Annotated in this window: 25 protein-coding genes and 1 tRNA gene; 5 read left to right on the top strand and 21 right to left on the bottom strand. The window is 50.3% G+C overall.

Annotated elements, in window-relative coordinates; all coding sequences use genetic code 11:
- The first annotated feature begins 32 nt into the window (after positions 1 to 32).
- The gene (argS, locus tag BBW69_RS06390; protein WP_188210785.1) at positions 33 to 1,751 is read left to right on the top strand and encodes an arginine--tRNA ligase; all 1,719 of its coding nucleotides are present in this window, start codon (positions 33 to 35) and stop codon (positions 1,749 to 1,751) included.
- Between the two features lie 330 nt (positions 1,752 to 2,081).
- Here the strand turns inward: argS and BBW69_RS06395 are convergent, their stop codons facing one another.
- The 9 genes from BBW69_RS06395 to BBW69_RS06435 form a co-directional block, all read right to left on the bottom strand.
- Positions 2,082 to 2,828 carry an amino acid ABC transporter permease gene (locus BBW69_RS06395; protein WP_107996605.1) on the bottom strand — a complete coding sequence of 249 codons (747 nt, stop codon included), beginning with the start codon at positions 2,826 to 2,828 and terminating at the stop codon, positions 2,082 to 2,084.
- Positions 2,829 to 2,982: 154 nt separating this feature from the next.
- Positions 2,983 to 3,657, bottom strand: a complete 675-nt coding sequence (locus BBW69_RS06400; RefSeq protein ID WP_188210786.1) for a thermonuclease family protein — start codon at positions 3,655 to 3,657, stop codon at positions 2,983 to 2,985.
- Positions 3,658 to 3,722: 65 nt separating this feature from the next.
- Positions 3,723 to 4,394, bottom strand: a complete 672-nt coding sequence (rpiA, locus tag BBW69_RS06405) for a ribose-5-phosphate isomerase RpiA (protein ID WP_188210787.1) — start codon at positions 4,392 to 4,394, stop codon at positions 3,723 to 3,725.
- 87 nt (positions 4,395 to 4,481) lie between these two features.
- Positions 4,482 to 4,964 (bottom strand): 2-C-methyl-D-erythritol 2,4-cyclodiphosphate synthase, encoded by a 483-nt coding sequence (ispF, locus tag BBW69_RS06410; protein WP_107960809.1) that lies wholly within the window; start codon positions 4,962 to 4,964, stop codon positions 4,482 to 4,484.
- Between the two features lie 30 nt (positions 4,965 to 4,994).
- Positions 4,995 to 5,684 (bottom strand): 2-C-methyl-D-erythritol 4-phosphate cytidylyltransferase, encoded by a 690-nt coding sequence (gene ispD, locus BBW69_RS06415; protein ID WP_107960808.1) that lies wholly within the window; start codon positions 5,682 to 5,684, stop codon positions 4,995 to 4,997.
- Positions 5,681 to 6,415 carry a DNA polymerase III subunit epsilon gene (gene dnaQ / locus BBW69_RS06420; RefSeq protein ID WP_003674783.1) on the bottom strand — a complete coding sequence of 245 codons (735 nt, stop codon included), beginning with the start codon at positions 6,413 to 6,415 and terminating at the stop codon, positions 5,681 to 5,683. The genes ispD and dnaQ overlap by 4 nt, the downstream gene beginning before the upstream one ends.
- 157 nt (positions 6,416 to 6,572) lie before the next feature.
- A complete protein-coding gene (locus tag BBW69_RS06425) occupies positions 6,573 to 7,886 on the bottom strand; it encodes an MFS transporter (protein ID WP_003674784.1) in 1,314 nt (437 codons plus the stop codon).
- Positions 7,876 to 8,061, bottom strand: coding sequence for a cbb3-type cytochrome oxidase assembly protein CcoS (gene ccoS / locus BBW69_RS06430; protein WP_188210788.1), 186 nt, complete (start codon positions 8,059 to 8,061; stop codon positions 7,876 to 7,878). The genes BBW69_RS06425 and ccoS overlap by 11 nt, the downstream gene beginning before the upstream one ends.
- Complete coding sequence (locus BBW69_RS06435) at positions 8,061 to 8,360, bottom strand: hypothetical protein (RefSeq protein ID WP_003674790.1); 300 nt, start codon at positions 8,358 to 8,360, stop codon at positions 8,061 to 8,063. The genes ccoS and BBW69_RS06435 overlap by 1 nt, the downstream gene beginning before the upstream one ends.
- A 349-nt stretch (positions 8,361 to 8,709) precedes the next feature.
- Between BBW69_RS06435 and BBW69_RS06440 the strand changes: the two genes are divergently transcribed.
- Positions 8,710 to 9,906 (top strand): acetate kinase, encoded by a 1,197-nt coding sequence (locus BBW69_RS06440; protein WP_108043829.1) that lies wholly within the window; start codon positions 8,710 to 8,712, stop codon positions 9,904 to 9,906.
- A 397-nt stretch (positions 9,907 to 10,303) separates the two neighbouring features.
- On the opposite strand, the gene dsbD is transcribed toward BBW69_RS06440, so the two are convergent.
- Positions 10,304 to 12,139, bottom strand: a complete 1,836-nt coding sequence (dsbD, locus tag BBW69_RS06445; protein ID WP_188210789.1) for a protein-disulfide reductase DsbD — start codon at positions 12,137 to 12,139, stop codon at positions 10,304 to 10,306.
- A gap of 86 nt (positions 12,140 to 12,225) precedes the next feature.
- Between dsbD and BBW69_RS06450 the strand changes: the two genes are divergently transcribed.
- A complete protein-coding gene (locus BBW69_RS06450) occupies positions 12,226 to 12,696 on the top strand; it encodes a DUF1841 family protein (RefSeq protein ID WP_107960802.1) in 471 nt (156 codons plus the stop codon).
- A 79-nt stretch (positions 12,697 to 12,775) separates the two neighbouring features.
- Here BBW69_RS06450 and hpnC read toward each other — a convergent pair whose 3' ends face one another.
- Positions 12,776 to 13,588, bottom strand: coding sequence for a squalene synthase HpnC (hpnC, locus tag BBW69_RS06455; RefSeq protein WP_188210790.1), 813 nt, complete (start codon positions 13,586 to 13,588; stop codon positions 12,776 to 12,778).
- 86 nt (positions 13,589 to 13,674) lie between these two features.
- Complete coding sequence (locus tag BBW69_RS06460) at positions 13,675 to 14,157, bottom strand: peptidylprolyl isomerase (RefSeq protein ID WP_188210791.1); 483 nt, start codon at positions 14,155 to 14,157, stop codon at positions 13,675 to 13,677.
- 474 nt (positions 14,158 to 14,631) lie between these two features.
- On the opposite strand from BBW69_RS06460, the gene BBW69_RS06465 reads away from it, so the two are divergent.
- Both BBW69_RS06465 and BBW69_RS06470 read left to right on the top strand, forming a co-directional pair.
- Positions 14,632 to 14,868: a hypothetical protein gene (locus tag BBW69_RS06465; protein ID WP_188210792.1), complete on the top strand. Its 237-nt coding sequence runs from the start codon at positions 14,632 to 14,634 to the stop codon at positions 14,866 to 14,868.
- 106 nt (positions 14,869 to 14,974) lie between these two features.
- Positions 14,975 to 16,342 (top strand): FAD-binding oxidoreductase, encoded by a 1,368-nt coding sequence (locus BBW69_RS06470; RefSeq protein ID WP_188210793.1) that lies wholly within the window; start codon positions 14,975 to 14,977, stop codon positions 16,340 to 16,342.
- Between the two features lie 176 nt (positions 16,343 to 16,518).
- Here the strand turns inward: BBW69_RS06470 and smpB are convergent, their stop codons facing one another.
- The 9 genes from smpB to BBW69_RS06515 all read right to left on the bottom strand — a co-directional run bounded on the left by smpB (position 16,519) and on the right by BBW69_RS06515 (position 23,316).
- A complete protein-coding gene (gene smpB, locus BBW69_RS06475) occupies positions 16,519 to 16,965 on the bottom strand; it encodes an SsrA-binding protein SmpB (RefSeq protein WP_003674814.1) in 447 nt (148 codons plus the stop codon).
- A 54-nt stretch (positions 16,966 to 17,019) separates the two neighbouring features.
- Positions 17,020 to 18,030, bottom strand: a complete 1,011-nt coding sequence (waaF, locus tag BBW69_RS06480) for a lipopolysaccharide heptosyltransferase II (RefSeq protein WP_188210794.1) — start codon at positions 18,028 to 18,030, stop codon at positions 17,020 to 17,022.
- A gap of 325 nt (positions 18,031 to 18,355) precedes the next feature.
- Positions 18,356 to 18,431, bottom strand: a tRNA-Asn gene (locus tag BBW69_RS06485).
- Between the two features lie 190 nt (positions 18,432 to 18,621).
- Entirely contained in the window at positions 18,622 to 19,377 is a 756-nt protein-coding gene (locus tag BBW69_RS06490; RefSeq protein WP_188210795.1) for a methylated-DNA--[protein]-cysteine S-methyltransferase, read from the bottom strand.
- Positions 19,378 to 19,456: 79 nt separating this feature from the next.
- Complete coding sequence (gene dapE, locus BBW69_RS06495) at positions 19,457 to 20,602, bottom strand: succinyl-diaminopimelate desuccinylase (RefSeq protein ID WP_188210796.1); 1,146 nt, start codon at positions 20,600 to 20,602, stop codon at positions 19,457 to 19,459.
- A 99-nt stretch (positions 20,603 to 20,701) separates the two neighbouring features.
- Complete coding sequence (locus tag BBW69_RS06500; RefSeq protein ID WP_003674827.1) at positions 20,702 to 21,322, bottom strand: HI_0552 family protein; 621 nt, start codon at positions 21,320 to 21,322, stop codon at positions 20,702 to 20,704.
- A 118-nt stretch (positions 21,323 to 21,440) separates the two neighbouring features.
- Positions 21,441 to 21,950 (bottom strand): hemerythrin domain-containing protein, encoded by a 510-nt coding sequence (locus BBW69_RS06505; protein WP_188210797.1) that lies wholly within the window; start codon positions 21,948 to 21,950, stop codon positions 21,441 to 21,443.
- 92 nt (positions 21,951 to 22,042) lie between these two features.
- Positions 22,043 to 22,612 carry an azurin gene (gene azu, locus BBW69_RS06510; protein WP_188210798.1) on the bottom strand — a complete coding sequence of 190 codons (570 nt, stop codon included), beginning with the start codon at positions 22,610 to 22,612 and terminating at the stop codon, positions 22,043 to 22,045.
- Positions 22,613 to 22,893: 281 nt separating this feature from the next.
- On the bottom strand, positions 22,894 to 23,316 hold the full coding sequence (locus tag BBW69_RS06515; protein ID WP_188210799.1) for a DciA family protein: 423 nt from the start codon (positions 23,314 to 23,316) through the stop codon (positions 22,894 to 22,896).
- Between the last annotated feature and the right edge of the window lie 111 nt (positions 23,317 to 23,427).

Here is a 23,427-nt window from a genome sequence, read left to right on the forward strand (position 1 = left end):
CTGATTTGAATTTAACCGAAAGACCGAACTTCATGAACCTACACCAAACCGTCGAACACGAAGCCGTCGCCGCCTTTGCTGCCGCAGGCATCGCCGACAGCCCTATTGTTTTGCAGCCGACCAAAAACGCCGAACACGGCGATTTCCAAATCAACGGCGTGATGGGTGCGGCGAAAAAAGCCAAACAAAATCCGCGCGAATTGGCGCAAAAGGTCGCCGAAGCATTGGCCGACAACGCCGTGATTGAAAGCGCGGAAGTAGCCGGCCCGGGCTTCATCAACCTGCGCCTGCGTCCTGACTTCCTCGCTCAGAACATTCATGCTGCCTTAAACGACGCGCGTTTCGGCATAGCGAAAACCGACAAACCGCAAACCGTCGTCATCGACTATTCCTCACCCAATCTGGCGAAGGAAATGCACGTCGGCCACCTGCGTTCCAGCATCATCGGCGACAGCATTTCGCGCGTGTTGGAATTTATGGGCAACACCGTCGTCCGCCAAAACCACGTCGGCGACTGGGGTACGCAGTTCGGCATGTTGGTCGCTTATTTGGTCAAGCAGCAAAAAGACAACGCCGCGTTCGAGCTGGCGGATTTGGAGCAGTTTTACCGCGCCGCCAAAGTACGCTTTGACGAAGACCCTGCCTTTGCCGACATCGCGCGCGAATACGTTGTGAAGCTGCAAGGCGGCGATGAAACCGTATTGGCATTGTGGAAACAGTTTGTCGATATTTCGCTCTCGCACGCCCAAGCCGTTTACGACACGCTGGGCTTGAAACTGCGCCCTGAAGACGTGGCGGGCGAATCGAAATACAACGACGATTTGCAAACCGTGGTCGATGATTTGGTTCAAAAAGGTCTAGCGGTCGAAGACGACGGCGCGAAAGTCGTGTTCTTGGAGGAATTCAAAAACAAAGAAGGCGAACCCGCCGCATTTATCGTGCAAAAACAAGGCGGCGGCTTCCTCTACGCCTCCACCGATTTGGCGTGTCTGCGCTACCGCATAGGCCGTCTGAAAGCCGACCGCCTGCTGTACGTCGTCGACCACCGCCAAGCCCTGCACTTCGAACAACTTTTCACCACTTCACGCAAAGCAAGCTATCTGCCAGAAGATGCAAAAGCCGAGTTTATCGGCTTCGGCACCATGATGGGCAAAGACGGCAAACCGTTCAAAACACGCAGCGGCGACACCGTGAAACTGGTTGATCTGCTGACCGAAGCCGTCGAGCGCGCCACCGCTTTGGTGAAAGAAAAAAATCCCGAATTGGGCGCGGACGAAGCCGCCAAAATCGGCAAAACCGTCGGCATCGGCGCGGTCAAATACGCCGATTTGAGCAAAAACCGTACCAGCGATTATGTGTTCGACTGGGACGCCATGCTCTCGTTTGAAGGCAACACCGCCCCTTACCTGCAATACGCCTACACCCGCGTACAAAGCGTGTTCCGCAAAGCCGGCGAATGGGACGCAACTGCGCTAACCGTTTTGACCGAACCTTTGGAAAAGCAACTGGCTGCCGAGCTGCTGAAATTTGAAGACGTACTGCAAAGCGTGGCAGATACCGCGTATCCGCACTATCTCGCTGCCTACCTCTATCAAATCGCTACCTTGTTCAGCCGCTTCTACGAAGCCTGCCCGATACTCAAAGCCGAAGGCGCAACCCGCAACAGCCGCCTGCAACTGGCGAAACTGACCGGTGACACGCTGAAACAAGGTCTGGAATTGTTAGGCATTGATGTGTTGGACGTGATGTAAGACTCATCTCCATAGTCAAAATGAAAGCCGTCTGAATACCGTTTCAGACGGCTTTTCTACATATCCCGTTCAGTCTGCCAATTGCAACAACACATCTTTCTATTTGATTTCTTGTAGAAATTTAGATTAGAAGCCGCCCCGAGACTTTGGGTAAATAGCAAGCCTAAACATAAAAACAGGGACTAATGCCACATCTGACCGATATATCCGGTCGATTACACAACCTACATTCTCCACAGAGGTACGCCGCCGCAAGCAAATACCGTCCCCAAATCCGTCAAACGGCATTAAAAAAGGCTGCCGAAGCAGCCTCTTTGCGTATCACCTCTATCAACGGTGTTGCGGATTGTAACGGTTTTCCAAACGCAGGAATATCCAGCCTAAGAAAGTCGTCATCAGAAGATAAATCAGGGCGACGGTATAAAGCGGTTCTTCATAAACCGAGTACCGGCCCGTAATCGTATTCTGAACATAGGCCAACTCCGCCACAGCAATCACCGACAACAGGGAACTGTCTTTCAGCAATGTGATAAATTCGCTTGCCAAAGGCGGCAGCATACGGCGCAATGCCTGCGGCAGAATCACATAGCGCATGGCTTGCGGATAGGTCATACCCAAAGAACGCGCAGCCTCCATCTGCCCTTTGTCGATAGACTGGATGCCGGCACGGAAAATTTCACAAATATATGCTCCAGAGTTGGCAACCAGAGCCAACGAACCGGCAATCAAAGGACCGTATCCCCGACGCAACTCGATTGCCGCTTCCCCGCTGACCAAAATGCCGTCTGAAGGGTGGACGAAAAACGGAAACCACACATATGCCCAAATCACAATTTGAACAAACAGCGGCGTACCGCGGAACAAGGTAACGTACAACAGGGAAAACTTACGCAGCACCCATGCCAAAGCACGCATCGGCGCACTGGCTTTTTCCAAGTGAATCAGGCGCGCCAACGCCAAAAGCAATCCTAATACCGAACCGCCCGAGGTCGCCACGACCGTCAGCCCCAGTGTCGTCAGTGCGCCATAAAGGAACATCCAGCGGTATTCGTAAATAATATCAAAACGAAAATCCATATAGTGTCCGTATCAAAAACCGGCGAAACTGCCGCCGTTTCAAAATAATCTGCCATTCTACCGTAAAAACCGCTTTTTGGACTTTTTTATCGAGGCAAACGGCAACTTTGCGCTTGCGCCGCGGATATCCTCCGAAAGTTTTCAGACGGCATTCTTACCGGATTCCCAACCATTCGCCCACGGTATCTGCCCAATCCCTGTTGCTTCCGCCGTTTCTCCCGGCTTTGCGGTATGCCCACGGTGCCTGCGGTTTTTTGTCTTTCCACAAACCTTTACGGTCTTTTTTTGCCCGATTCTGTGCATCCGCATAATCGGCAAAATCTGCCTTATCCTGCTGTTTCCTGGCATAGCTTTCGTAATGCCATGCAGCCCCGTCCTCAACCTGCATCAGGTTCAAATCGGTTTTGCCGGCGGATACCTGCGCCACTTCGCGCTGATAGCGGTCGGTTTCAAACACACGTACGCTGACTTTCCTGCCCTCCGCCGCCGTCCGCAGGTTATCGCGCGAACGTGTACCGTAAGCCTGTTTCATCTCCGGCGCATCGATATACGCCATACGGATTTTGTGCTTTGCGCCGTTAACATCGATAACGTGCAGGGTGTCGCCGTCATAGACTTTAGACACCGTACCTTTGTAGCTGCGCCCGGATTTTGCCGATGTCTGACGGTGCTCCGGCGTTCCGCTCCAATCCGCACCTTCCTGCACACCCGCTCCGTTGAGTACGGCGATGGCGGTTCGCACCGGTTCGCTGTCGTACCCCGTATAACCCAAAGCACCTAAAAGAGACAAGACGACGGGAAGCCATTTCATGATTTTTCTAATCTGCATATCATTCGTACGGTGATGCCGTCTGAACCGGGCAAAGCCTTTCAGACGGCATTTTTGTCTGAAATTTACCCTTGGCAGGGATAAATGACTTTCGCACCTGCTGCCGTCCCCAAAATCAACACGTCGGCGGCATCGCGGGCGAATATTCCGTTTTCGAGTACGCCGGTGATTTTGTTGATTTCATCTTCCATCGTCAATGGTTGATCGATATTCAAACCGTGGACATCGACAATTTGGTTACCGTAGAAAGTGGTATAGCCGATACGCAGTTCGGGCTGCCCGCCCATGGCAAGCAGGCGGCGCGACACGAGCGAACGCGCGCTTTCGACGACTTCCACAGGCAGAGGGAATTTGCCCAAACGTGAAACATATTTGCTTTCGTCCGCAATGCAGATGAATTTTTCTGATGCGCTGGCGACAATTTTCTCGTTGAGGTGCGCACCGCCGCCACCTTTAATCATTTGCAGGGCGTGGTTGACTTCGTCCGCACCGTCGATATAGACCGCCAAACCGGACACTTCGTTCAAAGAAACGACGGGAATGTCGTACCGTGCAAGCAGTTCGCTGGATTTTTTGGAAGTAGATACCGCGCCTTTAATTTTTTTGCCGCTCTTACCCAAGGCTTCGATGAAGAAATTGATGGTCGAACCGGTACCGATGCCGATATATTCGTTTTCAGGTACGAATTCGACTGCCTTTTCCGCTGCAATGCGCTTAAGTTCGTCTTGTGTTGCCATATTTTTGTCCTTTGGGAAACCGTATCAACAAACAACCGGAATCTTAACATTTTTTTTGCATGTTATGCCCGATTGTTATCATCGTATTCAAATATGCGCCAGCAATACCGCCGCCTGCGCCTCTATGCCTTCCATGCGCCCGAGATAACCGAGTTTTTCGTTGGTTTTCCCTTTAATGTTGACACATGAAACATCTATGCCCAAATCGGCGGCGATGTTTGCCCGCATTTGAGGGATGTGCGGCGCGAGTTTGGGTTTCTGTGCAATCACGGTCGTATCGACATTGACGACACGCCACCCCTTAACTTCAACGCTCCGATAGGCCTCGCGCAGCAGGGCGCGGCTGTCCGCATCTTTAAACTCTGAGGCGGTATCGGGGAAATGGCTGCCGATATCGCCTAAACCTGCCGCACCGAGCAGAGCGTCGGTAATGGCGTGCAACAGCGCATCGGCATCGGAATGTCCGAGCAACCCTTTCTCAAACGGAATCTTCACGCCTCCGAGTATCAAATCCCTGCCTTCTGTCAGCTGATGGACATCATAACCCTGCCCGATACGGATATTCGTCATAATTTTTGTTCCTGATGACTTGATTAAATTTCAGACGGCATTGAGCAGCAGCCTGACCAGCCGCTCGTCCTGAGGCTGCGTCAGCTTCAAGTTGCATACATCGCCCTGCACCAGCAAAGGCCGGATGCCCAATTTTTCTACGGCGGATGCTTCATCGGTAACGCCATCCGAGTTTTCCGCAGTCAATGCGCGGTACAGCAGCCCGGCACGGAAAAGCTGGGGCGTTTGCGCCTGCCAAAGGCCCGTCCGCTCAACGGTTGCACTAATATGCCCACCGTCCGCACGCTTGAGCGTATCTGCAACGGGAACCGCCAAAATACCGCCCTGTTCCAAATTTCCCGCCTGCATAATCAGGTGCGTCAATGCTTCAGACGGCAGGCAGCAACGCGCGGCATCATGCACCAAAATATTGTCATCCGCCGATGCCAAGCCGGTTTCCAACAGTTTTGCCACACCGTTGCGGACGGTTTCGGCACGTGTCCGCCCTCCGATTTTCCAGACTTCCACACCGGCAAATGCCATCTGAAAACCATCGGCAAGAACATCTTCCGGCGATACGATAACAACCGTCATATCGATGGACGGATGATTTTGAAAAATGCAAACCGTATGCTCCAGAACCGTTTTTCCACCGATTTCGACATATTGCTTAGGCTTACCAGCACCAAAACGCAAACCGACGCCCGCAGCGGGAATCAGCGCGATATTTTTGCGCTTCATGCGTTTTCCCCGCCGTTTTCAGACGGCACGGCTTCCTTACGCCAAATACAGGACTCGCCCAAGCCGTCGAGATATTCTTCATGTGCAGCCAGTTCGGCTTCATCTGCCTTAATCACTTTCAGTTTGGCACCGAGTTTCATTTCGGCAGATGCAACCGGTTTGGCTGCTGGCCCTTCCTCCTCTGCCTCCCCCATCAAGTCGAACTGCTGGCGTGTCATGGCAAGATAGACCTCGCCCAAAAGCTCGCAGTCAATCAGTGCGCCGTGCAGAACGCGCTTGCTGCGGTCGACGGAAAAACGGTTGCACAAAGCATCCAGACTGGCCTTCTGCCCCGGAAACATCTCGCGCGCCATTGACAAAGTATCGGTAATAGTACAGCCGAGTTCCTCGACGGTCGGCAGACCCATCCGGCGGAACTCCATATTGAGGAAGCCTACGTCGAATTTCGCATTGTGGATAATCAACTCCGCACCGCGCAGGAAATCGGCAATCTGCCTGCCGACCCGGGCAAAAGGTGGGGCGTTTTTCCCTTCCAAAACCTCTATCGTCAGACCGTGCACCCTCGCCGCCTCTTCAGGCATATCGCGCTCGGGATGGATGTAGAGGTGCAGGTTTTTGTCGGTCATTTGGCGGTTGACCATTTCCAGACCGGCAAACTCGACCAAGCGGTCGCCGCCGTCGGCATACAGACCGGTGGTTTCGGTATCGAGGATAATCTGTCGTTTAATCATGTCTGTTTTCTTTCTTCGGTTTTACATTGGCTGACTATTTTTTAGGCAGAGCATTTTTTTGTTTTTATTTCAATGCACAAACCCACTTATTCACAGTGTGTTCACAACATTGGGCAGGCGTATTGTGTATTGCGGGGACAAACTTTTCAGACGGCATTCAACGTTTTTTCCTGATTGCCGCCACTACGCCTAAAAACTGCCTTTCACGTTTTACCAAAAATACCGACAACGGAATATTGCCCAAAGCGACAATCAGATACAACAAGGAAATGCTGTCAAACAAAAACAGCAGTACCGCACTCAAAACGGCGGCGGAAACCATAAAGATACCGTTAATGATATTGTTGGCGGCAACAGCGTGGGCACGGAAAGTTTCACTGCTGGCGGTTTGCAGCCAAGTATAGAGCGGGACGGAGAAGAAACCGCCGAAAAAGCCGATCAGCAGCATCACCAGCATGACGGGGTATGCCCATCCTTGCGACAGGAACCAGAAAATGCCGTTCAGCCCTTCAAAACGATGACCGTGCGTCAGCCACACCAAAACCAGGCCGCAAACCGTCAAACCGAACGCACCAACCGTTACCCAACCCAACATTAGGCGTTCCCTGCTGAACTTGGCACACAGTACCGAACCGGCTGCAATACCGATGGAAAACAAAGCAAGCATCAGGTTAAAAACATTGTCGTTGCCGCCCAAATGGATTTGGGTAAAGGTCGGCAGTTGCGTAGTATAGACCGCGCCGACAAACCAAAACCACGAAATACCGATAATGGCGGTAAAGACGGGTTTGTACCGCACCGTTTCACGAAGCAGGGATTTTGTACCCCGGACAATATTCCACTCGATTTCCGTATCTGCTGCTTTGGCGGGTACGGACGGCATAAGCAGGCTGCTGACCGTCCCTCCGACGGCGACCAGCAAAACCAGTATCCCAACAATATAAGGCGGCGCACCTGCCACCGCAGTCCCCAGTATCTGACCGAACAGGATGGCGATAAACGTACCGGATTCAATCAGGCTGTTTCCCATAATCAGCTCTTTGTCGTTGAGGTAATCCGGCAGGATGGCGTATTTCAGCGGGCCAAACAGCGTCGATTGGGCGCCCATGCAAAACAGACAGGCCAAAAGCAGCGGGGCAGACCGGATATAAAACCCGTATGCCGCCACTGCCATAATGATCATTTCCAGCACCTTAATCCAACGTGCCAAAACAGCCTTATCGAATTTATTGCTCAACTGTCCCGACAGTGCAGAAAACAGGAAATACGGCAGGATAAACAGCAATGCACCCAAATTCAACATCTGTCCTGCAGGCAGGAAGCCGTTTTTTCCCAAACCGTAAAAGCTGATCATCACAAACAGCGCGGTTTTGAACACATTGTCGTTGAACGCGCCGAGAAACTGCGTGCCGAAAAGCGGGGCAAAACGGCGGCTGCGGAACAAAGGCTGCCCCCCGCCCTTAGCACTCATCTTTTTCCTCTTTTCTTTCAGTCAGTTTACTTGTCGAATCATCATCCATCAGAATGCGGTGCGCCGGTCCTTCCAAGTCGTCAAACTGCCCGTTTTTACCCGACCACCAAAAAAACCAGCCGATAACAAATGCCAAAATAATGCTGATAGGCACCAGTATAAACATACTTTCCATCACACCGCTCCGGTCAGGTCGGTCAGAATAAAAGTCTGCCCCGACACGTTCAAATACTCATTGCGTAAAGTCCCTACGGCCGCTTCGTCAAAAAACAGCTCGATACGGTCTTTGACGACACGCCAATACTGGGGAACTTCCGTCTGACCGAACGGCGAAAGGACATGGTTGCCCGCCCCATCTTCCAATTTAACGGCAAAACGTCCGCTCTGTGGCCGTGCCTCCGACTCATCATCGGCAAGCAAGACAAAGAAGCCTATATGCTGTCCAGATTGGTCATGAATACTGAAATAATGCATAAATTCCCCACCCGCCTTTTTCAGACGGCATCAACTAAAAACAGGGTGAATGTACCAGCTTGAACGGGAAAAACGCAAAGAACCCTCTCCGCAACCTCGAAAAATACCGACATACCGCATATTTTCCCTTCCCCGTCAAAATACCCAACTTCCGCCATTTTCACGCAAACTCCCGATTAAGCCAAGCAGCCGCAACTGTTTTTTGATAAAATAGCGCGTTTTTATTCATCAACCGTTTCAGCCGGCCCCACTACTTTCCCGTCAAGGAAAGCAAAACGGTTTCGGCACGGGACTTGGTTAGTATCCGGGTCCGACTCCAATGCCGTCTGAAACTTTCCGGAGCTAGAAAATGTCCCAAAAATTAATCTTGGTTTTGAACTGCGGCAGCTCGTCCCTCAAAGGTGCAGTCTTAGATAACAATAGCGGCGAAGTGCTGCTCAGCTGCCTTGCCGAAAAACTCAACCTGCCCGACGCGTACATCACATTCAAAGTAAACGGCGAAAAACACAAAGTCGACCTGTCTGCCAAGCCCGACCACACCGGCGCAGTCGAAGCCCTGATGGAAGAACTCAAAGCCCACGGCCTCGATAGCCGCATCGGCGCCATCGGTCACCGCGTCGTCAGCGGCGGCGAACTGTACAGCGAATCCATCCTCGTTGACGACGAAGTCATTGCCGGTATCGAAAAATGCATCCCGCTCGCCCCTCTGCACAACCCCGCCCACCTCTTGGGTCTGCGTGCCGCACAAAGCATTTTCAAAGGCCTGCCCAACGTCGTCGTTTTTGACACCGCCTTCCACCAAACCATGCCGGAACACGCCTACAAATACGCCATTCCGCAAGAATACTATGAAAAATACGGCCTGCGCCGCTACGGCGCGCACGGTACCAGCTACCGCTTCGTTGCTGACGAAACCGCACGCTTCCTCGGCAAAGACAAAAAAGACCTGCGCATGGTCATCGCCCACCTGGGTAACGGCGCATCCATTACCGCCGTCGCCAACGGCGAATCACGCGACACCAGCATGGGCCTGACACCGCTGGAAGGCCTCGTAATGGGTACGCGCAGCGGCGACATCGATCCTGCCGTATTCGGTTTCCTGGCCGATAATGCCGACATGTCCGTCAAAGAAGTAACCGAGATGCTGAACAAAAAATCCGGCCTGCTCGGTTTGTCCGGCCTGTCCAACGACTGCCGCACTATCGAAGAAGAATCCGGTAAAGGCCATCCCGGCGCGAAACTCGCCCTGGACGTCTTCATCTACCGCCTCGCCAAATACATCGGCAGCATGGCTGTGGCTGCTGGCGGTCTGGACGTACTCGTCTTCACCGGTGGTATCGGCGAAAACTCCGACATCATCCGTGAGCGCGTACTCGGCTACTTGGGCTTCCTCGGTCTGAAAGCCGACCACGAGGCCAACCTGAAGGCACGCTTCGGTAACGCAGGCGTAATTACGACAGCCGATAGCACGGCCGTTGCCGTTGTGATTCCGACCAATGAAGAATTGATGATTGCACACGATACCGCTCGCTTGAGCGGTTTGTAAGATTCAATCCGCACGCAAACTGCCTCTGGAAACAGAGGCAGTTTTTTTCTATCCTAATGCCAAACAATACACACTTGATGGCTTCAAGGTATCGGCACTTATCGGCACCCATTCAAACCGTGCAGCTGACTATTTTTTAATCAATACGTTATTTTCTATAAAATACATATTCTTAAAATATTTATCCACAAAAGGTACACACACCGGCAAACACTTCCTGTGTTTACTTTTGACTGCTTATTTTTCCATCAATTATTTTTTCTGCTTTATTTTCAAATGACAAACCGGCTTATACACAAGATTTTCACATCTTCAGGCGGTTTCCATGTGTATAGCGGGCATTGCCCTGCCAAATAAAATGCCGTCTGAAATTTCAGACGGCATTATAAAAATCGGATTAACGGTTCCGTTCATACCACTCGATAAACTTGTCTGCTTTGACAAACCCCAACAGCGGTTCGCTGTGGCTGCCGTCCGCGCGGACGACAAATACACCCGGCGGCCCGAACAATCCGTATTCTTTCAATAATGCCTGATGATCCGGCGTGTTGGTAGTTACATCGATTTGGAAGAATCGTCCCATATCGACTGCCTGATGAACTTCCGGCTGATTGAGCGTATACGCCGCCATTTCTTTACAGGAAATACACCAGTCCGCATAAAAATCCAAGATAACCGGTTTATCGGGATATTCTTTCAATGCATCCGCCATTGCAACTTTCAGTGCCGCAACATCGGTAAACATTTTTCCATGTTCGGCAGGGTTACCTACTCCAGACGGCGGATTGAGCGTCAGAAAATGGTGAAGTGCAGTCGTTTTCCCATTTGCACTCTGCCAGCCGAACCATACACCGCCTATCAACAATACGCCCCCAAATGCATACGCCGCTGCTTTCAGACGGCATTTCTGCTTGCGTCCGTTACCCAAAAGCATAAAGGCCGGAACCAGCATCAAAAGGGTGTAAAGCACCACTACCAGATAATAAGGCAGATGCGGTGTGGCAAGATAAACTGCTACGGCCAAAAGGATAAAGCCGAAAGCGTATTTGATGGCATTCATCCAGTCGCCGGCTTTAGGGAGGATGTGTCCGCCGAATGTACCAATAATAATCAGCGGTACGCCGGTACCGAGTGCCAAGACATAAAGTGCCAAACCGCCGAGGACCGCATCACCCGTCTGACCGATGTAACCTAAAGCAAATGCCAGCGGCGGAGCGACACACGGCCCGACAATCAATGCGGACAATATGCCCATTACGAAAACGGATACTATCTTGCCGCCGGAAAGCCTGCTGCTTTGATTCTGAAAATATGACTGTACGGCATTGGGCAGTTGGATGTTGAACAGGCCGAACATGGATAACGCCAATATGACCATTAAAGCCGATGCCGCCAAAACCACCCATGCCTGCTGGAGCCAAACTGTCAGCAGCGCACCCGTCAGTCCGGCAATGATACCGACCAATGTGTAAGTCAACGCCAACCCCTGAACATAAACGACGGTCAATGCAAATGCCCGTCCCTTGCTCGCCTTTTTATCCCCAACCACGATGCTGGAAACAATCGGAAGCAAAGGATACATACAGGCGGTGAAGCTCAGGCCCACACCAGCGAGAAAAAACGCCAAAAGATTGGCGTTGAGCGTATCCCAAGACAGTTTGAAACGGCTGCTGTCCGGAGTATTTTTCGGACTTGTAGAACGCTCACCGCCTGAAGGTTCTTTTTGCAGGAACCGGTCTTTTGCCGATACAGGTTCATCACTCTGAGCCTGATAAACACCGTTGCCGGAAATGTCGAGTTCCGTATCTACAGGCGGATAGCATACACCTGCTTCCGCACACCCTTGATAGGTCAAGACCAATTTATACGGCTTGCCGACAGGTTTGGTGTATGGGAAGGCAACCAGAGCCTCTTGATGAAAAACCGTCTGTTTGCCGAAAAACTCATCTTCTTTTTCCTCACCCTTGCCAAACGAAGGCTGGCCCAACAAACCCGCGGGATTGGTTTGCGCGATAATTTTTGCCTGATACATATAGTATCCGTCGGCAATCTTGAAGCGGACGTTTACACCATCATCCGCCACGCTGACCTGAGGCACAAATGCCTTTTCCGGCGGTAACAAATCGTTCGCGTCCAGCGCAAAAGCCTGACCGCACAAAACGAAAAATAAGGTAAAAAAGTAAATCAGTTTTTTCATAACCAAGCCCGTTTCGGACAGATAAATTTCCGACATTATATAGGGTGCGGTTGACTGCTGAATTTAATTTATGTAAAACCACCATTGATCAAACCTATAAACACCCTACCTGATAATACGCCATGTATGATGTAAATACACACGATGTCCGCCGATTTTTCGCCAAAGTATGGGAACACCGTCTCCGCCCGTTACAGCTGAGCGCATTAGAACAAAAGGCTCTTCGCATTATCGAAGCACATCCCGAATACCACCGTTACCTCGAACATATTGAAAACCATCTGGATACCTGCTGGCTGCCGGAAAACGGAGAAAGCAACCCGTTTCTTCACATGTCGCTGCACCTTTCCATCCAAGAACAGGCAGGCATAGACCAACCGCACGGGATACATGCCATCCATAAAACATTGTGTGCCAAAAACGGCTGGCTCAAAGCCGAACACGACATGATGGAGGCCTTGGCAGAAACCTTATGGACGGCGCAGCGCTACGGAACAGGATTAGATGTCAACGCCTACATGACCAGGTTACGCAGGCTTGTCGGTTTGGGGGCTGAAGACAATGCCAGACCCAACCCTCACGAAATCTCCTAGGAGCATCGAACCGGTTGCAATATGCCGTCTGAAACCGAACAAACCTTTTCAGACGGCATATCGGTTCGAATATGCCGCCTTATCGCCATACCGCACGTTTCAACATAATCAGCCAATCTTTCTTGTCCAAAAGGGGACGCTGGGCAAACACATCATATCGACACGCATCCAGTTTCTGCAAAATCATCTGCGCACCCAACACAATCATACGAAGTTCCAAACCGATTCGCCCCTTTAATTCCTTTGCCAAGGGGGAACCGGCCCTCAGCATACGGAATGCGCGTCGGCATTGGAAGGCCATCAGACGTTGAAACGCCGCATCCGCCCTGCCTGCCGCAATCTGTTCTTCAGCAACACCAAATTTCAGCAAATCGTCCTGAGGGATATAGACACGCCCTTTACGCCAATCGACAGCCACATCCTGCCAAAAATTTACAAGCTGCAAAGCCGTACAGATGCCGTCGCTTTGCGCCACGCTCACCGCATCTGTTTTTCCGTATAAAGCCAACATGATGCGTCCGACAGGATTGGCAGAACGCCGGCAATAATCGACCAGTTCGCCAAAATTTCCATACCTTGTTTTAACCACATCCTGAGAAAATGCAGAAAGCAAATCATAAAACGGCTGTAAATCCAAACCAAACGGTGCAACAGCCTCGGCATCCAACCGGGCAATCAAAGGATGTGCAGACTGTCCGCCGGATGCCAACACATCCAACTCGCGCCGCAATACGTCCAAATTTTCCAACCTCTCCTCAATCGGAAAATCCCCCTCATCCGCCATATCATCCGCAGTCCGTGCAAACGCATATACAGCATGGACCGGCTTTCTTAACCTGCGCGGCAAAATCAATGAGCCGACAGGAAAATTCTCATAATGCCTAACCGACATAATTTAACCCCCATACGGAAAAATGCCGTCTGAAACGGAGCAAACCATTTTCAAACGGCATCCAATATTGACAAGTTGCCGGCACATCAATGATGGTGATGACCGTGCGGGCCATGGACATGTCCGTGTGCGATTTCCTCATCAGATGCATCGCGCACACTTTCAACCGTTGCCTTAAAGCGTATCTTCATACCGGCCAAAGGATGGTTGCCGTCCACTACCGCCTTGCCGTCGGCAACATCGGTTACACGGTAAATAATAACTTCGCCGGTTTCCGGATCGTCGGCTTCAAACATCATGCCGACTTCGACCTCCACAGGGAACACGCCGACATCTTCGATACGCACCAAATCCGGCTCCTGCTCGCCGAACGCATCATCTGGAGAAAGCACCACATCTATCGTATCGCCGACACCCTTGCCGTGCAACGCCTCTTCCACCAAAGGGAAAATACCGTCATAACCGCCATGTAAATATACAATCGGTTCTTCAGTCTTATCCAGAAGCTGATTATTGACATCATACATTTCATAATGCAGAGAAACTACGGAATTTTTCACGATAGCCATATTTATCCTTTCAGGGACAGCAGATTGATTACAGGCGAATTCTAACACAACCCCCTCCCCCATCGATTACCATTAACCTATTCACAGACTATTCCCCGCTTGCTAAAATGTAAAGTTTTGTTATTTTGTTATCATGTTGTTTTTATACAACATGAAATAAATACCGCTCTTTTCATCCAACATCCTCCCTGTCATGCCCCAATAAATCATACAACATACTGAATTATATCAATCTATACAATGTTCCTAACCATCAGGCTTTCAATGAGACAGTTGTTTTACAGGATTTATCACTCTCCCTACCTAAAAACTTTTCATTCAATCTTTACTTAGCATTTTTACGACATTGCAATCCCTTATTTCATGGTGCATAATTACGCAAAATTCAGCAATGAATTTCCAACCCAGTTTGTAGTACGGTCAATGAAGACCAGTTTGTTTCAATAATTTAAATTGATTTTAAAGGTTACTAAAATGAAAAAATCCCTGTTTGCTGCTGCTTTGTTGTCTTTGGCTCTGGCTGCCTGTGGTGGAGAAAAAGCTGCTGAAGCTCCTGCTTCTGAAGCCGCTGCTTCCGAAGCTCCTGCTTCCGAGGCTCCTGCCGCTGAAGCTCCTGCTGCCGAAGCTGCTGCTTCCCAAGCTCCTGCTGCTGAAGCCCCTGCTGCTGAGGCTGCTGCTTCCGAAGCTCCTGCTTCTGAAGCTGCAAAATAAGCATTTTCTGCTTGCAAAAAAGCAGGATACTTTGTGTATCCTGCTTTTTTAATTTCCCGGACGCATCTAATCCTATTTCTCAATCTCCACTCTTTTTCCCAAAAACATGATTGACCTGCATACCGAATTTTCCCAACTCCTTCCGGCAGACGAAATCATTGAGCCTTCCCCGATACTTTTAAAAGATCAGCGCAACCGTTTTACCTCCACGCCCGATATCATTCTGCAACCTCACTGCGTCAAGAATGTGCAAACCATAATGCGCTTTTGCCACCAACACCATATTTCGGTAACTCCTCAAGGCGGCAATACCGGTTTATGCGGTGCCGCAGTGGCACAAGGCGGTGTATTGCTTAACCTTTCCAAACTTAACCGCATCCGCAACATCGATTTGGCAGACAACTGTATTACCGTCGAAGCAGGTACGGTCCTTAAAACCGTACAACAAACGGCAGAAGCTGCCAACCGTCTGTTCCCGCTCAGTCTTGCTAGCGAAGGCTCCTGTCAAATCGGGGGAAACATCGCCTGTAACGCCGGCGGATTGAACGTATTACGCTACGGTACAATGCGCGATTTGGTCATCGGACTGGAAATTGTCCTGCCAAACGGCGAACTGATTTCCCATCTTCACCCGCTACACAAAAACACCACAGGTTACGATTTACGCCATTTGTTTATCGGTAGCGAAGGTACATTGGGCATTATCACCGCAGCCACGCTCAAGCTGTTTGCCAACCCCTTAGACAAAGCAACCGCATGGGTCGGCATACCCGACATCGAATCCGCAGTCCGCCTGCTGACCGAAACCCAAGCACACTTTGCCGAACGCCTATGCAGTTTTGAGCTGATCAGTCGTTTTGCTGCCGAGTTGTCCTCCGAATTCAGCAACCTCCCCCTGCCGACACACTCAGAATGGCACATCCTGCTTGAATTGACCGATTCACTGCCAAACGGCAGCCTTAACGGGCAACTTGCCGAATTCCTATATGAAAAGGGCTTTACCGACAGCGTATTGGCACAAAGCGAACAAGAACGTAGCCATATGTGGGCATTGCGTGAAAACATCTCCGCTTCACAACGCAAACTGGGCACCAGCATCAAACATGATATTGCCGTCCCCATCGGGCGCGTTGCCGACTTTGTCCGCCGGTGCGCCAAAGATTTGGAACAAAGCTTCAAAGGAATACAAATTGTCTGCTTCGGACATTTAGGCGATGGCAGCCTGCACTACAATACTTTTCTGCCGGATATACTCAGTAACGAGGCATATCGTTACGAAGATGATATCAACGGCACGGTTTATCGCAACATACTTACCTGCAACGGTACAGTTGCCGCAGAACACGGCATAGGTATCATCAAAAAACAATGGCTGGACAAAGTACGCACCCCTGCCGAAATCTCCCTGATGAAAAGCATCAAACAACACCTTGATCCATATAACATCATGAACCCTGGAAAACTGCTTCCATAAACGGTAGGCCGACCATATCTTGTACTGACAAAAACGACCGTTATTTCTGATTTTCATACACAATAAGGAAAGGGACAGTAATAAACTGTCCCTTTCCTTACCAGCATCATTTCTATAAACAGAAACCGTATCAGACGGCAGCCTTACCCATGCCGTCTGAAACACTGCTTCCACAATCAGCGCGTATGCTTAATCAACCGCTGTTTTTCACGTTTCCAGTCGGCTTCCTTCATACTTTGTCGTTTATCGTGCTGTTTCTTACCTTTTGCCAAACCGATTTCCATCTTGATTTTTCCACGTGAAAAATGCAGGTTGAGCGGCACGATAGTGTAACCGGCACGTTCGGTTTTTCCGATTAACTTATTGATTTCCGACTGTTTCAACAAGAGCTTGCGCGGGCGTGTGGCATCAGGCTTGATGTGTGTCGAGGCTGTGGGCAACGCAGTAATATGGCAACCGACCAAATAAAACGCGTCTTTTTTCCAATAAATATAACTCTCTTTAAGCTGTACGCGTGCAGCACGGATCGCCTTGACTTCCCAGCCTTCCAATACCAAACCGGCTTCAATCTGGTCTTCAATAAAAAAATCGTGAAATGCTTTTTTATTATTCGCAATAGCCATAAACACCCCTATCAATAATCAGCCGCCGCCGGGCAAAATTAGAAAACAAAAACATCATACCGCTTCTTCAACCGCCTGCACAATCCTGTCGGGATAAAGCTTATTGAGGCAGTCTGTATGCCCCAGCGGACATTCCCGCTTAAAACACGGGGAACATTCCAAATGGAGGCTGACGATTTTTGCCTTATCGCTCAAAGGCGGCGTGTGTGTCGGACTGGACGAACCATATACCGCCACTACCCTCCTGCCCAAAGCTGCCGCCAAATGCATCAATCCGCTGTCGTTACACACAACCGTATCTGCCAACGACAACAAGTCCATTGCCTGAGACAAATCGGTCTTACCGCATAAATTCACACACATGCCGTCTGAAAGACAGTTGATTTCCTCGGCAATTTCATAATCTTTTTGCGAACCGAACAGCCAAACCTGCCAGCCCGCTGCCAGATAATGTTTGCCCAACTCGGCGAAATGCTTTGCCGGCCAACGCTTTGCCGGTCCGAATTCCGCACCCGGACAAAAAGCCAAAACAGGCTTTCCAATATCCAAGCCAAAGGTTTCGACAGAAATTTTCCTCCGTCTTTCATCAATTGAAAACTTGGGAAATCCTGAACGCCCGTCAAAATCTTTCTGACTCTGATGCGCAAGAGCCGTATATCTGTCCACCATCAACGGCAGACGCCCTTTATCCAGCTTCCGTATATCGTTCAGCAAAAAATAACGGCTTTCACCGACATAACCCGTCCTTTTACCGATACCTGTCGCCAGGGCGATGATTGCCGATTTCAAAGAACCGGGCAGCACGATAACCTGATCGTAGCCGCGCCGTCCCAAATCCCTACCGACCTGCCAACGGCGTTTCAACTCCAACGCACCGTGTCCGAACGGATTTTCAAGAATCTCATTCACTTCAGGCATACGCTCAAACACCGCCATCGACCACTTCGGAGCAAACACATCAATCGTGCAACCGGGGTGAAGTTCCTTCAAACGGCGGAACAAGGGCTGGGTCATCACGCAGTCGCCTATCCAACTGGGAGAAATAATCAGGATTTTTATGGACATAAAACGAAACCGAAATCAGACAGACAGAATTTTACCGCGAAACCGTTGGAAAACCTATCTCGCCGTATCCCAGACACTAAACCCGGCATCTTCACGGTTAAAGCAAAGGCACACCTACTGAAGTTTACGATATATTGTGCACACGACAACAACGAGGGTTTCCACTTCATACCCCATTTTTACCAAGCATACCAAGTGAAATCCAATACTTTAGGAACACTTCACAATCTGCTCCCCACATCCCCAACCTGACGGGTAAAAATTTACAAAACATCTGGGAAAACAATAAAAAAGCCTGAACAATCATGTTCAGGCTTTAGAATTTTGGCTCCCCGACCTGGGCTCGAACCAGGGACCTGCGGATTAACAGTCCGTCGCTCTACCGACTGAGCTATCGGGGAATGGGGCGTATTATAGCGTCCACAAAAAAAGTGTCAATCCTTAATCTCGGAAAAATGGGAAACAAAACTACAAGCATATGAATGGAAAAGATATTTAAACCGATGCCTTAAAAGGATTGCCGTTGTATGAGTTTCCACAGCCGTCATCACACCATATTTAAGCTCAGTGAACCGTTCTGCATTTCCCCGCTTAAAATAATGCCGTCTGAACTTCGCCGCGTTCCAAAGCAAGCAGCGATTGTTTGCGGTTCAAGCCGCCTGCGTAGCCGGTCAGTTTGCCGTCGCTGCCGATGACGCGGTGGCAGGGAATCAGGATAGACACTTTGTTCTGCCCGTTGGCGGCTGCAACGGCTCGGACGGCTTTGGGATTGCCCAAACGCTGCGCCTGCTCTTTGTAGCTGCGCGTTTCGCCGTAAGGAATCGCCAAGAGCTCATCCCATGCCTGCTTTTGAAACTCGGTACCAATCTGCTCTAAAGGCGTGGAAAAGATTTTCAGACGGCATTTGAAGTATAAGTCCAATTCCTGCCGCAGAAGTTGCGTTCGCTCATCTTCCCGAAACACAAACCGCCCGCGCAAAGCTTTTTGGACGGCAGTAATTTCCTGCTCCATATGTTTCTGCCCGACAAACTCCAGCAAACACAAACCCCTGCTGCCGAACACTGCCAGCATCTCGCCCAAAGGCGTGGCAATGGCGGCAGTAGTTAATTCGTTCAGGCTGTCAAGATAACGCGCTTCCAACAGACGGATGGCTCGGCGGATACGGACATATTCTTCAGGCGCGCAGCCGATACGGTCGATAAAATCCTGCTCGAACTGCTTGGCTTCGTGTTCCGTCAAACATTCATACATCAGGGTTTCGAGGTCGGCGGGAAAATCGGTTTCCAGTCGCTCGCGGATTTCATCCCATTTTGAAGGAAAGCCGTTCAAAGAAGGCAAGGTAATCATGTTTTACCTCTTTATCTGACCAAGTGTCAAAGTCGAACCAAAATAGCAGTATAGCAATACTGCCACTGACATACCGTTTTCAGACGGCCTTTTCAGCCAACAACCGCGCCAATATCCCCTCATACACCGTAGACAGCCTCGGAATATCGTCCAGCCGCACGTTTTCGTTGATTTGGTGGATGGTGGCATTGGACGGACCTAATTCGATGAGTTCTTTCGCAATGGCTTTAATGAAGCGTCCGTCCGAAGTGCCTCCGGTGGTGGATAATTCGGTCTCTACGCCGCAGGTTTCGGCAATGGCTGCGCGTGCCACGTCGGTCAGTTTGCCCGCGTGGGTCAGAAAGGGCTGCCCCGAACACGACCACTGCAAATCGTATTGCACGCCGTGTTTGTCCAAAATGGCGTGAACGCGTTGTTTCAGCCCTGCTTCGGTGGACTCGGTGGAGAAGCGGAAATTGAATTTGACGTTCAGCTCGCCCGGAATGACATTGGTCGCGCCTGTACCGCCGTTGATATTGGAAATTTGAAAGCTGGTCGGCGGGAAGTATTCGTTGCCTTCGTCCCAGACTTCCTGCGTCAGCTCTAACAAGGCCGAGGAAAAAGTGTGCACAGGATTGATTGCCAAATGCGGATAAGCAATATGGCCTTGCTTGCCTTTGACGGTCAGGTTGCCCGACAGCGAGCCGCGCCGGCCGTTTTTAATCATATCGCCCAATTTGTCCACGGCGGTCGGTTCGCCGACGATGCAGTAGTCGATAAGCTCGTCGCGCGCTTTCAACACATCGACGACTTTGGTCGTGCCGTCCAGCGCGTCGCCCTCTTCGTCGGAAGTAATCAGGAGCGCAATGCTGCCTTGATGGTCGGGATGTTTGGCAACGAAGCGTTCGCAGGCGGTAACGAAGCAGGCGATACTGGTTTTCATGTCCGCCGCGCCGCGTCCGTATAGTCTTCCATCGCGTTCGGTCGGCTCAAACGGGGGCGAATCCCATTTTTCAACAGGGCCTGTCGGTACAACGTCGGTATGCCCGGCAAAACAGACGACGGGAGCTTTCGTGCCGCGTCGCAACCAGATGTTTTTAGTGTCGCCGAAATCGAGTTCTTCAGCCGCAAAACCGATTTTGTGCAGGCGTTCAGCAAGCAGTTTTTGGCAATCTCGGTCGTCAGGGGTAACGGATGGGCGGGAAATCAATTCTTTGGCGAGTTCTAGGGATCGGGTTTCGGTCATTTTTCGGCTTTTCTGTTTGAGATGCCGTCTGAACAGATTTTCAGACGGCATTTGATGTTGAATGGAACGGGCTAACGATAGCGAAGCGGATTCTTCAGGTCAAGCACCATGACAGGCTTCGTAAAGCGGCAGCAAATCTTCCACCGTTTCGGCTATCCATTTTGCTACATCCTGCTTGCCCAAATCATCGCGTTCAATGTGTTTGCCAATGCAGAAGAAGTCTTCGTCGTTTTGCAATTTTCGGTCGGATTCGCTTTGTTGCGCGACGGTGCGGTAGTCGTCGTATTCGCTTTCTGCGCCGTGCCACATATCGAATGCGGCGTATTTTTCGATATCAAAATTGTCTAGCCAGCGATTGTACTCGGGCAGCGCAATCGGCGACACATCGGCTTTGTAGCAGTGCCAGTCCAAGCTGACGCTCAGGCGGCGGCGGTTGAGCAGTATCGACAGGATGGCGGCGGAGTTTTTGTATTGTGCGTATTTGAAGTAGGCGAAAAAATGGGCGCGCACCTGCCAGCCGTTACACCAGCGTTCGATATGCGGCGGGGCGAAAGGTTCGCCCAAGTCTGCAGCGACCTGCTGTATCAGCTGCTGCCATATCTGCCAGTTTTCCTTGTAGTCAGCTTTGATTTGCGGAATGCTTTCGGGCTGGTATTTCTTGAGCTGGGCAAACTGGAAAAACGGGATATTGAACAAATCGCAGCTTTTCGGGGTCAGCATGGTTGGCTTCCTTTTCAGACGATGTGGTTGTGTTACGGGGATACTGGGGTCGCCTGAAACTCTGTTTTCAAGTTTTCAGACGACCTTTGTTTGAAGAAACGGTAATCTACAAACGACCTTATCTGCGTCGGCGCGCCGCCATGATTTCGCCGATCTCGGTCAGTTTCTCTTTGGGGATAAAAGTTTTGCCCATGTCGAACAAAGGCTCTTCAATCGCCAGATGCACATCGTAACCCGCCACAAAGCGTTTGAACGCTTCCGCATCAGGGATATAGGCGTTGTCTGCTTTGAGTTTAGCAAATTCGGCAGCCACGGCATCCCAGTTGCCATGCAGGCTCACATGTTGGCGCAAAAGCTCGTCCACGCTTTCTTGGGCTTGCGGCGCGTATTGCAGCAGGAGCGGGAAGAAGTTTTTTTCTTCGTCTTCATGGTGCAGCGGCGCGGCAACGTTGAAATACTGGGCGATTTGGCGGATGGTTTGCAAAACAATCTGATTGCAGCCGTTTTCGGCAATGTAGTCCGACAGCATGGCGACCTGGCCGCAGAAACGGCGCACTTTGCCGTGACAGGCATACAGCATTTCAATCGGTTCGGCAAAGGTAACGCTTTTGGTTTCAAACGGGTTCATGGTTCTTAGGTTTTATTCTTAAATTAACGTTTCCAGATTATAACAAAACAGCCTGCGCAAGGCAGGCTGTCTGTTTCCAAGCTTTAGACGGATTAGTCAACCAAAGTCACTTTACCGTTCATCAAAGCACCGTGACCTGGGAAGGTACAAGCGAATTTATATTCGCCGCCGGCCAATTTGGCAGGATCCAGAGTCAGGGAAGCTTCTTCGCCGCCGCCAATCAGTTTGGTGTGGGCAACAACGCGTGCATCATCAGGTTTAACATAGTCGGTTGTAGCTGCGCCAACACCATCTTTGAAAATACCATCCATGTCTTCGGATTTACCGATAACAAGGTTGTGACCCATGCTGGTTTTAGGTTGGGTACCGGTGTGTTTCAGGGTGATGGTAAATTCTTTACAAGCTTTGCTTACTTGGATTTCTTTAGTGTTGTACTGCATAGCATCGTTGGCTTCAACAGTAGTTGCACAGTTGCCGGCGGCAGGGGCGGCTGCGGTATCAGCCGATGCAGCCTCAGAGGCCGCAGGTGCTTCGGCAGCAGGTGCTTCAGCGGCAGGGGCCTCAGAAGCGGCAGTTGCCTCAGCAGCCGGTGCAGCAGGTTCTTGAGAGCAGGCAGCCAAACCGATAACGGCAGCAGAAATCAGAGCCAGATAAGCTTTCATAACAAATCTCCAATTGATGAAATTGTGTTAAATTTTACGAAAATTAAAATGCAACCGATATTAACAAACCTTAAAAAAAGTATGGTAACGATTGCATAAACAGATGTCTCAGTACGGTATTTTGCTACAAACTTTACTTGAAATCAAAGCCTGTTTGTAAGTTTACACCAGTTTACCCAAAAACCAGGAAGACTCACCTTAAGGCTATGTATTTAGTATTAGATTAACCACCATTTTACTTCGCAAATTAACTGAAATTTACAATTTTCCGAAAGTAAATTTTATGCACCGTGTTTCCTGACCAATTCCGCCAAAGCTTCTGCCAATTCAGGATGTCGCTTTTCCAGCCTGGCTGCCGCCGAATCAAAACTTTCCAATGCAGCTTTACTCAAGTGTAGATTATTCGTTTTCGGCCGGCTTTCGGGCTTCGGTACAACCTTAACCGAAACAGACCGTATTGCCTCATCCAAACCGGTCAATTGCGGCAGAACCGACGGCACAATCATCTTCAAACGCGATGCCGCCATATTGTTTGCCGCCAAAAGGATAAGCCCTCCATCTTCAATGCATGCCGTCTGAAAGTGCGGATGCAGATTAGGGGGAAGCAATTTTTTTACCGCAGCATCCAAACGCCGCCATTTCCCCGCCTGTTTCAAAAGCTCCGAAAGCAGTGAATCCTGCCTGCCCAGATGTTCCAGATTCATAAAACGCACACCCCGAAAGATTGAAATACCGCAAACGCGCCTTTATTTCAGACGGCATTAGCACTTTACGCAACCGCTTGTGTTAAAATTACGTTTTCGCCCACTATTATA

The sequence above is a fragment of the Neisseria sp. RH3002v2f genome, from assembly GCF_014596375.1.
GTDB classification, from domain to species: domain Bacteria; phylum Pseudomonadota; class Gammaproteobacteria; order Burkholderiales; family Neisseriaceae; genus Neisseria; species Neisseria cinerea.